Origin of the sequence: Olleya namhaensis (assembly GCF_900114005.1) — a bacterium.
GTDB classification, from domain to species: Bacteria; Bacteroidota; Bacteroidia; order Flavobacteriales; family Flavobacteriaceae; genus Olleya; species Olleya namhaensis.
Genome location: NZ_FORM01000011.1, coordinates 63,448 through 78,018, shown reverse-complemented (window position 1 = coordinate 78,018; position 14,571 = coordinate 63,448). Strand labels below are relative to the sequence as shown.

Below are 14,571 nucleotides of genomic sequence, written 5' to 3'. Positions count from 1 at the left end.
CACTTTTATTAACTACAGTCATTGGACACTAGAAAACGGAAAATTAAAAGGTGTGACGGATAAATGTGGTGACCATAAAACTATTGGTTTTTAGATTATACAATTTTAGACTTAACTTTGTCGTTTTAATAATATAAACTCATTAAATGAAACCAAAAAAAATAGTAAAAATCATAGCAGGTGTAATTATCTTTTTTACACTTCCTAGCTTGTTGTTTTTTGGATTTGTTTATTTTAAATATAACGAAGACTTACCTCCTGTTAATCAAACAGAAGCAGCAGATATATTAGCACATAAGATGTTAATCGCATTAAACGCAGACGCTTATAAAGCGACTAATAATTTAGAATGGACATTTAGACGTAAACACCATTACAAGTGGAATAAAGAAGATAATTCAGTTGAAGTTAACTGGAAAGAATACAAGGTTGATTTAGATTTAAACACCCCAAATAATAATGTGGCTTACATTCATAATTTCAGGGTTGATAACGAGAAAAGTATCGAGTTGATACAAACAGCTATAGATTACTTTAATAATGATTCTTTTTGGTTAGTTGCACCTTATAAGGTATTTGACAAAGGGACATCCCGCAGTATTGTAAAGCACAATGGTAGAGATGCTTTATTGATTACTTACACACAAGGTGGCTCTACACCTGGAGATTCGTACTTATGGATTTTAGACGAAAACTATAAACCCACAAAATTTAAAATGTGGGTCGATATATTACCTATTGGCGGACTAGAAGCAACTTGGAGCGATTGGAAAACAACAAAAACCGGAGCTTTATTACCAACACACCATAAATTAATGTTTTTTGGTTTAAATATGGGTGACGTAAAAACTAGCTTATAAAAGCATACTATTTAAGTATCCAAATTTTAAACTTCTGCCTTCTGCCTTCTGCCTTAAAAACCACAATAAATCTACTTCCCCTTCTGCCCTACAAATTGTTGGTCTTTAGATTTAAATAGCACATTAAACGTAGTTAAACTCCCATAAATACGGGTGATATATTGTTGGATATCAACTTTTTCCTGAGCATCTAAATTACTAGCATTAACTTTCTGTTCCATCACTCGTAATCGATCTCTAACCATCGTTATTTTCTTAAAAAAGTCTTCAATTTTAATTTCTTTGCTTTTCAAATTACTATCGGCTGGTTTTAACTCTAACACTCCGCCTTTCCACTTATCTCCGATTGGCACAATTTCCGAGACATCGCTATATTTTTTCAATATTCTAACTAAACTACTTTCTATATCAAAAAAACTAACCGAATCCACCTCATTTTCTGCTGCTTCAATTATTTCAAAATCATCATCTAAAGCAATGGTCTCTAATCCGTTTTCTATAAACGTAACCCAATACTGATTACTATCAAGGTTAGTAACAACTCCTTTTCCATGTTCTGGATGATTAATTCTTGATCCTATTCCTAATATTTGCATTATTAACTGTTTTTGTTCTTTCAAAAATAACAATTATTAAGAAAATCCTAACTAACCGGGCTTTAAAAAGAATTACAAAAAGCGTATATTTGCTACTTTGTCCGTTTCTGGATAATGTTTAAAAATGCTATGAAAAATTTTGAAGAAAACATAGAGGTTAAAGGTGCTAGAGCGCATAACCTTAAAAATATTGATGTCACCATTCCTCGCGAAAAACTAGTCGTTATTACTGGTTTATCCGGAAGTGGTAAATCGTCATTAGCATTTGACACTATCTATGCTGAAGGACAACGTCGTTATATTGAAACCTTTTCGGCTTATGCCAGACAATTTTTAGGTGGATTAGAACGTCCAGATGTTGATAAAATTGATGGGTTATCTCCCGTAATTGCTATCGAGCAAAAAACAACTAGTAAGTCACCAAGATCTACAGTTGGGACAATCACAGAGATTTATGACTTTTTACGTTTATTATTTGCTAGAGGTAGTGATGCCTATAGCTATAATACTGGCGATAAAATGGTGAGTTATAGTGATGACCAAATCAAGGCACTTATTTTAGAAAGCTATAAAGGCAAACGTATAAACATTTTAGCACCCGTGGTACGTTCTAGAAAAGGACATTATCGCGAGTTATTTGAGCAAATTGCAAAGCAAGGTTTTGTAAAAGTCCGTACGGATGGAGAAATCAAGGACTTGGTTAAAGGCATGAAACTTGACCGTTACAAAAACCATGATATTGAAATTGTAATTGATAGACTTAAAATTGATGATGGCGTTGATAATGACAAACGACTATCAGAAAGTATAAACACAGCCATGTACCATGGTGATGATGTACTTATGGTTATTGATCAAGACACACAAGAGGCGCGTTATTTTAGTCGTAGTCTGATGTGTCCAAGTTCCGGTATTTCTTACCCAAATCCAGAACCTAATAACTTTTCGTTTAACTCGCCAAAAGGAGCTTGCGACAATTGTAATGGTATTGGAACGCTATATCAGGTAAACGAAAATAAGATAATCCCAGACGACTCACTATCCATTAAATCGGGTGCTTTGGCACCTCATGGTCCTGAAAAAAAGAGTTGGATTTTTAAACAGTTTGAAACAATAGCAGAACGTTATAAATTTAAATTAAGCGACCCGTACAAATCAATTCCAAAGGAAGCTAAACAGATTATAATGTTTGGTGGAAATGAAAAATTCTCAGTCGAAAGTAAAACGTTAGGTATTACTAGAGATTATAAAATAGACTTTGAAGGTGTTGCAAATTTTATAGAAAACCAATACAAAAACGCAGAGTCAACCTCTCTTAAACGTTGGGCAAAAGACTACATGGATAAAGTAGAATGTCCTGTTTGCGAAGGCGCTAGACTTAAAAAAGAATCTTTATACTTTAAAGTAAACGGTAAAAACATAGCTGAATTAGCTAATTTAGACATTAGTGATTTAGCCGTTTGGTTTAAAGAATTGCCAAAATATTTATCAGAAAAGCAAATTAAAATTGCTGAAGAAATTATAAAAGAAATCAGTGCTAGGCTTCAGTTTTTACTAGATGTTGGTTTGGATTATTTATCGGTAAACCGAAGCTCTAAATCCTTATCTGGTGGTGAGGCACAACGTATTAGATTAGCAACACAAATAGGATCACAATTAGTTGGTGTGCTTTATATTTTAGACGAACCTAGTATTGGATTACACCAACGTGATAACGAAAAACTGATTAATAGTTTGGTGTCTTTACGTGATATTGGTAACTCGGTAATTGTTGTGGAGCATGATAAAGATATGATTGAGCGTGCCGATCATGTAATAGATATTGGTCCAAGAGCAGGAAAACATGGAGGAGAAATAATTAGTCAAGGTACCCCGAAACAATTACTAAAAGAAAACACATTAACTGCTAATTACCTTAATGGAAAACTAAAAATTGAAATTCCTAAAAAGCGTCGTGAAGGAAATGGTCTTTTTCTGGAACTTAAAGGCTGTACAGGTAATAACTTAAAAAATGTGTCTGTTAAGTTTCCTTTAGGAAAAATGATTGGTGTTACAGGTGTTTCTGGTAGCGGAAAATCTACGTTAATAAACGAAACCTTATACCCTATTTTAAATGCATATTACTTTAATGGTGTTAAAAAACCAATGCCTTATAAAAGCATTAAAGGTTTAGAGCATATAGATAAAGTTATTGATATAAACCAGTCGCCAATTGGACGTACACCAAGAAGTAACCCAGCGACATACACTAAAACTTTTGACGAAATCAGAAGTTTATTTGCTAAAATACCCGAAGCGATGATCCGTGGTTACAAACCTGGACGTTTTAGTTTTAATGTTACTGGTGGACGTTGTGAAACCTGTAAAGGTGGTGGTTTACGTGTTATTGAAATGAATTTTTTACCTGATGTTTACGTAGAGTGTGAAACCTGTCAAGGAAAACGCTTTAACCGCGAGACCTTAGAAATAAGATATAAAGGAAAAAGTATTAGTGATGTTTTAAACATGACTATCAATGATGGTGTTGAGTTTTTTGAAAATATTCCTAAAATTCATAGAAAATTAAAAACTATAAAAGATGTTGGCTTAGGTTATATTACCTTGGGACAGCAAAGCACAACGCTCTCTGGTGGAGAAGCACAACGTATTAAGTTAGCAACAGAACTTAGTAAACGTGATACCGGAAATACGTTTTATATTTTAGACGAACCAACAACAGGACTTCATTTTGAAGACATTAGAGTGTTAATGATTGTTTTAAATAAATTAGCAGACAAAGGTAATACGGTGTTAATTATAGAACATAATTTAGACGTTATAAAAACCGTAGATCATATTATTGATATTGGTTACGAAGGTGGAAAAGGTGGCGGAAAAGTGATTGTAGAAGGCACACCGGAGGAAGTTGCAAAACATAAAAAAAGCTATACTGCTAAATTTTTAAAGAAAGAATTAGAATAAATAATACGAATAAGACTATATAGTACCTAAATTTATAAACTACAGAAATAAATAAAATAAAGGCAATAAGCCAAAAGAGAGACAAAATATGAGAGAAGAACAACATCCAAAAGGTTGGAACGAGAAAAAAACAAACGATTCTTGGGCGATTTTTAAAATCATGGGAGAATTTGTTAACGGGTTTGAAAAAATGAGTGCCATAGGACCATCGGTTTCTATATTTGGTTCTGCTCGTACAAAACCTGATCACAAATATTACAAATTAGCAGAAGATGTCGCAGCAAAAATTGTAAATGCTGGATACGGTGTTATTACTGGTGGTGGACCAGGAATTATGGAAGCAGGTAATAAAGGAGCGCATTTAGCTGGTGGTACATCTGTTGGATTAAATATCGAATTGCCTTTTGAGCAACACGATAATCCATATATCGATTCTGACAAGAGTATCAACTTTGATTACTTTTTTGTTAGAAAAGTAATGTTTGTAAAATACTCGCAAGGATTTGTTGTGATGCCAGGTGGTTTCGGAACATTAGACGAGCTTTTTGAGGCAATTACATTAATTCAAACTAACAAAATCGAAAAATTCCCTATTATCTTAGTCGGTACAGATTTTTGGGCTGGTTTAATGGATTGGGTAAAATCAACATTATTAGACAAATTTGAAAATATTAGCGCCAAAGATTTAGATCTTATTCATTTAGTTGACACTTCTGAAGAAGTGGTTGATATTTTAGATAACTTCTATAAAGATTATGGCTTAAGCCCTAACTTCTAGAAAATAAAAAAGGTCTGCACGACGTTTTAAAGGTGTCTTATTAGTAGGCATCTTTAAAACTAATGCAAATAGAAGCCTTTAAAACAGATAATCATTGTTGTTAATATTCAACAACAAAGCAACTAACTAACTTAACAATATCAAAACCAACATATTAGATATAGCATTACAGAATAACGCGTTATAATAAAAAACTATTAACATAGATTTTTCGTATTTATTGAAAGGATTGTACTAAATTTCGGATAGAGTAGACAACGTTAAACCATTTAAAGATTATTAGATTCAATTGAAATTAAATTATTCTATTTTTTTATTATTCTTACTTGGTAGTATTTCGGCTTTAAGCCAAAATAGCATGGATATTAATGCTTTATTTAATACCGAAAAACATACTATTGAAATTACACAAAACATACAGTATCAAAATAAAAGCAGTACGCCTTTAGATACTATTTACTTAAATGACTGGAGCCACAGTTACTCTTCCAAAACAACTCCATTAGCAGAACGCTTTGCTGACGAATTTAAAACTACATTTCATTTTGCTGCAAACCAAGACAGAGGTTACACTGTAGTTACTAGTTTAAAACAAGCTAATCAAGACTTATTTTTTGAGCGATTAAAAAAACAGCCTGACGTTATAAAAGTTGCATTAGACAAACCATTAGCACCCAACGCATCTTATAATTTGACTTTAAATTATATTGTTCAAATACCCAATAATAAATTTACAAGATACGGGGTTACCAATACTGGCGATTATAACTTACGTTTCTGGTACATTACACCCGCTGTATTTGACGGTAAATGGTACTATTACAGTAATAAAGATTTAGAAGATTTGTTTGTAGAGCCTGCAAACATAAATCTTACGGTGACCTATCCTAATAATTTTACGCCTATAAGCGAATTAGATTTGGTTGAAAACAATACCATAGATAGCCAAACATCAACCAAGTTTCAAGGTAAAAATAGGATAAATACAAAATTGTCTTTAGTAAAGACTAATGATTACAACACTGTTGAAACAGACTTTTTTAGTATTCAGTCTAATATTGACAATGAAGATTTGGATCCAACCAAAGTCGCTTTAATATCAGATAAGGTTGCTCAATTTATTACCAGTAATTTAGGAGATTACCCTCATAAAAAAGTATTACTAACTTGGATAGATTATAAAAAAGATCCTATTTATGGTCTTAATCTATTACCCGATTTTATTAGACCATTTGAGGACACGTTTCAGTACGAATTAAAACTACTTAAAACGACCTTAAAAGTATATTTAGAAAACACCCTTTTAATCAATCCACGAGAAGAGCAATGGTTGTTGGATGGTATTCAGATTTACTATCTAAGAAAATATGTAGAAGACTTCTACCCTAACCAAAAAATATTAGGAAAATTATCTAAGGTGTGGGGCGTTAAAGCTTTCCATGCAGCCGATCTAAATTTTAATGATCAATATCCCTTTTTATACATGCACATGGCACGTACTAATATTGACCAACCTATTGGGATGGCTAAGGATTCGTTATTAAAATTCAATAAAAATATATCCAATAAATATAAAGCTGCTATCGGTTTAGATTATTTAAACGATTTTGTTGGAGACTCCATTGTAGACAAAACATTAAGCAGTTTTGTAAAACAAACCAAACTAAAAAGAACCACGCCTCAGGACTTTCAAGCATTAATAACATCTAAAACAAACAAGGATCTTAATTGGTTTTTTGAAGATTACGTAAAAACTAATAAAAAGATAGATTTTAAGATTAAAAACGTAAAAAAGACTGAAGACTCTATTACCATTACTATAAAAAACCTAAGAAACAATAGCATGCCTGTTTCTTTATTTACTTTGGAAAACGATAGCATTACTTCAAAGCAATGGGTTAATGGTTTTACAGGAACAAAAAAAATTACAATTGCCAATAAGGATGTTGATCAACTAGCATTAAACTACGATTACACAATACCGGAGTTTAACCAACGTAATAACTATAGCAAACTAAATGGCTTTTTCTTAACAAACAAACCGCTACAATTTAGAGTATTTAAAGACATAGAAGACCCTAATTATAATCAAGTGTTTTTTATGCCTGAATTTGCCTATAACTTTTATGACGGGCTATCTCCTGGTATAAAATTATACAACAAAACCTTATTGAGTAAGCGTTTTTTATACAATTTAAGCCCAAAGTATGGATTTAAAAGTAAGCAAGTGGTTGGTAGTGCTTCGTTAATTTACAATGCGCGACCTGAAGACTCTGACAACTACAGAACCAAATATGGACTTTCAGGAAACTACTATAATTATGCACCAAATTTAACTTACACCTCTTTTACGCCTTTTATAGATTTTAATTTTAGAGATCATAAAAACTTAAGAGATAACAAGCGTAAATTTTTATCTTTTAGATATATAAATATTAATAGGGAAATAGATCCTACCGGCGAATTCGAAACTGAAGGAGAACCAAAATACTCCGTATTTAATACCAAATTTGGTATTATAGATAACAACTTAAAAGAACATGCCTCTCTAATTACAGATTTACAATTAGCTAAAAATTTTGGAAAAATCTCTGCCACATTAGAATTTAGGAATCTAAACGAACGCAACAAACAATTTAATGTTAGAGTGTTCTCTGGTCTTTTTCTTTATAATGATAGTTATCAAGACTCTGACTTTTTTAGTTTTGCTTTAGACAGACCAACAGATTATTTATTTGATTATAACTATCTGGGGCGTAGCGAGGAAACAGGTGTACTTAGTCAGCAACTTATAATTGCCGATGGTGGTTTTAAATCAAAACTAAAACACCCTTTTGCCAATCAATGGATGACCACCGTTAATACTAGTGCTACCCTATGGCGCTACATAATGATGTATGGTGATGCAGGGGTTATTAAAAATCAAAGCTTTAGTCCAGAATTTGTATACGATTCAGGTATTAGATTAAATCTAGTCGAAGACTATTTTGAGCTATACTTCCCGATATATTCCAATTTAGGATGGGAAATAGGACAACCTAATTACGATGAAAAAATACGCTTTATTGTAACCTTATCTCCTAAAACACTTCTAGGCTTATTTACACGACGCTGGTATTAGTAAATTCTTAACAAAATTTACTTTAACATGCGTAAATTATCGATTAACCAACTAAACCCAACTTATATTATTAAATTCTTAGTTTTTTAGGATTTTTTGATATTGCAGAACTGACAAATTATGATTAAATTTGTTTCAAATAATTCCTTAAAATATGCAAACAAAAGCTAACGCCAAAAAAGACTTGTCTTTTGAAGATTTTAAAAAAGAAGTACTTAACGACTATCACATTGCTGTAACCAGTCGTGAATGTAGTTTATTAGGACGTCGAGAGGTGTTAACTGGAAAAGCTAAGTTTGGAATATTTGGAGATGGTAAAGAAGTACCACAATTAGCAATGGCTAAAGCTTTCAAAAATGGTGATTTTAGATCGGGTTACTACCGTGACCAAACCTTTATGATGGCTATTGGTGAGCTAACAATACAACAGTTTTTCTCTGGATTATATGCTAACACAGATTTAGCAGAAGAGCCTATGTCTGCAGGACGCCAAATGGGAGGACACTTTGCAACGCATAGTTTAGATGCAAACGGAAACTGGAAAAACCTAACACAACAAAAAAACTCAAGTTCTGACATCTCTCCTACTGCTGGACAAATGCCACGACTATTAGGTTTGGCACAAGCTTCAAAAATATATAGAAATGTAAAAGGTATTGATACCACTAACTTTTCTGTAGAAGGAAACGAAGTTGCTTGGGGTACTATTGGTAATGCAAGTACAAGTGAAGGCTTATTTTTTGAAACTATTAACGCTGCTGGTGTTTTACAAGTACCAATGGTAATAAGTGTTTGGGATGACGAGTACGGTATTTCTGTGCACGCAAGACATCAAACTACTAAAGAAAACATATCTGAAATCCTTAAAGGATTTCAACGTGATAAAAATGCTAAAGGTTATGAAATCCTTCGTGTAAAAGGTTGGGATTACGCTAATCTAATTGCAACTTATGAAGAAGCTGCAAAAATAGCAAGAGAAGAGCATGTTCCCGTTTTAATACATGTTAACGAGTTAACACAACCTCAAGGACACTCGACATCAGGATCTCATGAGCGTTACAAAGATAAAGACCGTTTAAATTGGGAAGCTAAAAACGATTGTAATGTAAAAATGCGTGATTGGCTAATAGAAAACAATATAGCGACTGACGAAGAGTTACAAACAATTGAAAAAGGTATTAAAAAGCAAGTTAGAGATGCTAAAAAAGCAGCTTGGACTAGCTATTTAAAACCAGCATTATCTGAAAAAGAAGAGTTAGTTATACTTTTACAAACAGTTGCGGCATCAAGTCCTAACAAAGTGTTTATTGAGAAAATAGCTAACGAATTAGCTGCACTAACAGAACCAAATAGAAAAGATTCTGCTTCTGCTGCAAGACGTGCACTACGTTATTTAATTAACGAAAACACTTCTGAAAAACAACAATTATTAAACTGGATTGATACCTTTTTTGAAAAAGTACAACCTTTATATAGTTCAGATTTACACAACGAAAGTGATTCTGCTGCTATTCATATAAAAGAAGTAAAACCAACATACAGCCAAGACGCAGAAGACGTTGATGCACGTGTTATTTTAAGAGAAAACTTCGATTTTATTTTTAACAAATACCCAGAAACTTTAATTTTTGGTGAAGATGCTGGAAAAATTGGTGATGTAAATCAAGGTTTAGAAGGCTTACAAGACAAATATGGAGAATTACGTGTCTCTGATGTTGGTATTAGAGAAGCAACCATCTTAGGTCAAGGTATTGGTATGGCAATGCGTGGTTTACGCCCAATTGCAGAAATCCAGTATTTAGATTATATCATGTACGCACTTCAAATTATAAGTGATGATTTAGCAACTTTGCGTTATAGAACCAAAGGACGTCAAAAAGCACCGCTTATTATCCGTACTCGCGGACATAGATTAGAAGGTATTTGGCATTCTGGGTCACAAATGGGTGGTGTATTAAACTTAGTAAGAGGAATACACGTTTTAGTCCCTAGAAACATGACTAAAGCGGCTGGTTTTTATAATACTTTATTACAAAGTGATGAGCCTGCTCTAGTAGTAGAATGTTTAAATGGGTATAGATTAAAAGAACAGCTTCCAACTAATATTGGTGAATTTAAAACACCTATTGGAGTTGTAGAAACAGTAAAAGAAGGTGCAGATATTACATTGGTATCTTACGGTTCTACATTAAGAATTGTACAACAAGCAGCAAAAGAATTAGCTGAAGTTGGTATTGATGCAGAAATTATTGACGTTCAATCTTTATTACCTTTTGATTTAAATCATGACATTGTAAAAAGTGTACAAAAAACAAACCGTTTAATGGTTATAGATGAAGACGTTCCGGGAGGAGCATCTGCTTACATTTTAGACCAAATATTAAACAAACAAGACGCCTTTAAGTATTTAGACAGCCAACCTAAAACATTAGCTGCTAAACCGCACAGACCTGCCTATGGTACGGATGGAGACTACTTCTCTAAACCTTCTACAGAAGATGTTTTTGAAGCTATTTACGAGGTCATGCACGAAGCGAATCCTAGTAGTTTTCCCAAATTGAGATAATTACTTTTCAAACAATACCAAAGCACTTATATTTATAAGTGCTTTTTTTATATCTTTAAACTAAATATAACTTTTTTATTACATGAAACGCTATTCATCAATATCAAAAGTATTACCCCTTATATTACTTTTATTTAGTTTTTATACTCACGCTCAAAGAGAATCTGCCAATTGGTATTTTGGAGATAATGCAGGTATTCGGTTTTTTTCTGGCGATCCAGTTGCTGTATTAGACGGTAGCCTAAACACCAAGGAAGGTTGCGCCACAATTTCTGATCCTAGTGGAAATTTGTTGTTTTATACAGATGGGACATCCGTTTGGGATAGAACCCACGACCTCATGCCTAACGGTTATGGTTTAATGGGAGACAGTTCTAGTACAGAATCTGCAATAATAATCCCAAAACCCGGATCATTGTCTATTTATTATATTTTTACAACAGACAGACCTAATTATTATTTAACGCCAGACGATCCTATTGAAGGATTGAATTACACGGAAGTGGATATGAGCCTAAACGGTGGTTTAGGAGATATTGTTACAACTAATAAAAACAATCATTTAATTACTTATAATATTAGTGATGCTGTACAAAACGAATATAAAAACTCAGAAAAGCTAACTGCCGTAACGCATAATAATGGACAAGATATATGGGTTATTACGCAGTTTATGAATAAATTTTACGCTTTTAAAGTTACAAGTAGCGGAGTTAATGAAACACCTACCGTATCAACAGTAACACAGACTGTTTTCCCGCGTATTAATGATATAGGATCCAATGTTACAGCTATTGGTTATTTAAAAGTATCCCCAGACGGATCTAAGATTGCAATCGCACATAGTTCCACGTCGTTGGGGAGCCCAACATTGGGTAAACGTAGGTCTGGAAAAGTATTATTGTATGACTTTAACAACACTACGGGTAACGTTACAAATGAAAAATTAATTTTAGAAAACTCTTATCCTTATGGTGTTGAGTTTTCGCCAAATTCTAAATTATTATATGTTACCGCAACACAATTTAGTATCGAAGATAGTTTTGTAGACAGTTCTCTGCTTCAATATAATACAGAAAGCAATAATATAGCAGGCTCACAATATACAGTTAATACATCTTCAAATGTTGCTGGAGCATTACAATTAGGAATTAACGGGAAAATTTATAGAGCAGGATATTCCATATTTAGTACAGGTACCCATCTGTCGGTTATAAACGACCCTAATTCGGTAGGTAATAATTGTAATTATACGCATAACTCTTTTTTCCTTCAAGGCAGAACGTCTCAAATTGGACTTCCTCCATTTATACAATCTATATTCAAGTTTTCTTTTGATTTTGAAGACACTTGCTATAACGACAATACCCATTTTTACATTACCTCAGAGGATCCTTATGATAGTGTATTATGGGATTTTGGAGACGGAACAACTTCAACCGACATTGAGCCTTACCATACATACGCGCAATCAGGAAATTATTTAGTAAAACTAATAATGACTTTAAATGGTATAGACTACCAACCTTTGCAAAAAATAGTAAAAATAGAATCAGTTCCAGATGTTATTCAAACACCTTACGATCTTATAACATGTGACTCATTTGATAACGACGCCACAGATGGCATAACTATTTTTAGTTTAAAAGATGCAAATATCGGGTTACTAATAGACCCTACAGAATATATTGACGTGTATTACTACCATACTTTAGATGAAGCCACAAGTGATATTGATAACCAATACGCAATTAACCATGACAACTATACTAACCAGTTTAATGAAGAAATTGTTGTAGCCAAAGTCAAATACCCTGATGCACTTTGTTATAGTATAGCCTACGTTAGATTATCAACTACCCAAGCTGTAGATGTTGGCATGTACCAACTAGAAGCCTGCGATCTATACAACTCATCTTCTGCCCTATTTGACTTAACCACAATAAGGGATCAAGTAATAGCTAATCTGCCATTAACAGGAGATATTACTGTCAAATTTTATCTTTCGCAAGCCAATGCTGCTGGAAACATAAATAGCCTTCCTGATACTTACAATTCTGGAAACAACCTACTTTATATCTCTATTAGTAATGAAAATGTTTGTTATGGCTATGGTCAATTAGAGCTTATTCTGCGTGATTTCCCCGACTTAGAAGATCAAAACATAGAAATATGCTCAAGAGATTTCCCTTTAACGTTAGAAACTGGACTAACACCCGCAGAGGTTGCCAATTATAATATTACTTGGAGTACGACTGAAACCACTAACAGCATAGTTGTAAATCAGCCTGGCATATACAACGTGACAATATCTGATCCAATTTTAAACTGTGAAAAATCTAGTACTGTAATAGTTACACAATCCCCATTACCCGAAATAGAACAGGTGTTAATCGATGATTATACTGCTACTATTATACTTGCTGAAAGTCCAAGTACTTTCGAATTTGCTATGGACAACGCCAATGGTGTTTTTCAAGAATCAAATGTGTTTAATAATTTATCCCCAGGAATACACACTATTTATGTTAGAGATATAAATCAGTGCGAAATCATCTCAAAAGATATAACGGTCATGGGGTTTCCAAAATACTTCACACCAAATAACGATTCTAATCATGATTATTGGAATGTGATAGGCTTGGAAGGAAACCAATATAATTTTATATTAATGTATATTTACGACAGATATGGAAAATTAATAACCATGTTTAATCCAACAACATCACTAGGATGGGATGGTAAGTATAATCAAAAGCTATTACCACAAAATGATTACTGGTATAAACTACGCTTGTCTGACGGGACGTATTACAGTGGTCATTTTACATTAAGGCAATAAAAAATTACATGAAAGATCAAACAGCGCTAACCACTAGAGACTGGTTAGCAATAGAACGTACTAAACTTGCTAACGAGCGTACTTTTCTAGCTTATTTTCGTACGTTTTTAGTTATCCTAGGAACAGGAATAACCATTTTAAAGCTAGACCTATTTGCGGACCTTAAAAACTATGGTATTACACTAATTGCAATAGCACCAATTATTTTACTTATAGGCGTATTTAGATTATTTAAAGTTAAACGTACTATTAAAAAACATTATAAAGTTTAATTTTGAAATTAGTTTCGCTTACGCGGAAATAAAACATGTTGTAATGAAAGCAGTATCCGTAGTCACCATACGTAAAGAGTTAAAACACAAAACCAGCGAAGAGCTAGCTGAGCTTTGCTTACGTCTATCCCGATTTAAAAAAGAAAATAAAGAACTACTAACCTATTTGCTTTTTGAAGCAGATAGCGAAGCAGGATATATTGAAACTGTTAAGGCCGAAATTGACGAACAATTTGAAATAATAAATACCGATAGCTTTTTTTACATTAAAAAAAGTGTGCGTAAGATTTTACGAAACACAAAAAAATACATCCGCTACTCGCTTAATAAAGAGACTGAAGTCGAACTACTACTCTACTTTTGTAAAAAGCTTAAAACAATGAAGCCTTCAATCTCAAGAAATACAACGTTAATCAATTTGTATGATAGAAATATTGAAGCCATTACAAAAAAAATACTAGCATTACACGAGGACTTACAGTATGACTATACTATGGCGTTGGAGGATATGTAAAAACAACTTAATATAAAACTACTCAAAAACAAAAAAGCCAACCTTATCGGTTGGCTTTTTA

At 33.0% G+C, this 14,571-nt stretch carries 9 protein-coding genes; 8 read left to right on the top strand and 1 reads right to left on the bottom strand.

Translation table 11 applies throughout. The annotated features are described in order from the left end of the window. Positions 1–146 precede the first annotated feature (146 nt). Positions 147–860 carry a hypothetical protein gene (locus BMZ09_RS14970; protein ID WP_090842107.1) on the top strand — a complete coding sequence of 238 codons (714 nt, stop codon included), beginning with the start codon at positions 147–149 and terminating at the stop codon, positions 858–860. Positions 861–931: 71 nt separating this feature from the next. Here BMZ09_RS14970 and BMZ09_RS14965 read toward each other — a convergent pair whose 3' ends face one another. Then, complete coding sequence (locus BMZ09_RS14965) at positions 932–1,456, bottom strand: hypothetical protein (RefSeq protein ID WP_090842103.1); 525 nt, start codon at positions 1,454–1,456, stop codon at positions 932–934. A gap of 129 nt (positions 1,457–1,585) precedes the next feature. On the opposite strand from BMZ09_RS14965, the gene uvrA reads away from it, so the two are divergent. The 7 genes from uvrA (at position 1,586) to BMZ09_RS14930 (ending at position 14,510) form a co-directional block, all read left to right on the top strand. Then, on the top strand, positions 1,586–4,417 hold the full coding sequence (gene uvrA, locus BMZ09_RS14960; protein ID WP_090842150.1) for an excinuclease ABC subunit UvrA: 2,832 nt from the start codon (positions 1,586–1,588) through the stop codon (positions 4,415–4,417). Positions 4,418–4,505: 88 nt separating this feature from the next. Next, the gene (locus tag BMZ09_RS14955) at positions 4,506–5,195 is read left to right on the top strand and encodes an LOG family protein (protein WP_090842101.1); all 690 of its coding nucleotides are present in this window, start codon (positions 4,506–4,508) and stop codon (positions 5,193–5,195) included. A gap of 289 nt (positions 5,196–5,484) precedes the next feature. After that, entirely contained in the window at positions 5,485–8,316 is a 2,832-nt protein-coding gene (locus BMZ09_RS14950; RefSeq protein WP_090842099.1) for a gluzincin family metallopeptidase, read from the top strand. A 154-nt stretch (positions 8,317–8,470) separates the two neighbouring features. Beyond that, positions 8,471–10,882: an alpha-ketoacid dehydrogenase subunit alpha/beta gene (locus tag BMZ09_RS14945; protein ID WP_090842097.1), complete on the top strand. Its 2,412-nt coding sequence runs from the start codon at positions 8,471–8,473 to the stop codon at positions 10,880–10,882. An 82-nt stretch (positions 10,883–10,964) separates the two neighbouring features. Beyond that, positions 10,965–13,724 (top strand): T9SS type B sorting domain-containing protein, encoded by a 2,760-nt coding sequence (locus BMZ09_RS14940; protein WP_090842095.1) that lies wholly within the window; start codon positions 10,965–10,967, stop codon positions 13,722–13,724. 8 nt (positions 13,725–13,732) lie between these two features. After that, positions 13,733–13,996, top strand: a complete 264-nt coding sequence (locus BMZ09_RS14935) for a DUF202 domain-containing protein (protein ID WP_090842091.1) — start codon at positions 13,733–13,735, stop codon at positions 13,994–13,996. A 43-nt stretch (positions 13,997–14,039) separates the two neighbouring features. Beyond that, the gene (locus BMZ09_RS14930) at positions 14,040–14,510 is read left to right on the top strand and encodes a hypothetical protein (RefSeq protein WP_090842089.1); all 471 of its coding nucleotides are present in this window, start codon (positions 14,040–14,042) and stop codon (positions 14,508–14,510) included. The last annotated feature ends 61 nt before the right edge of the window (positions 14,511–14,571 follow it).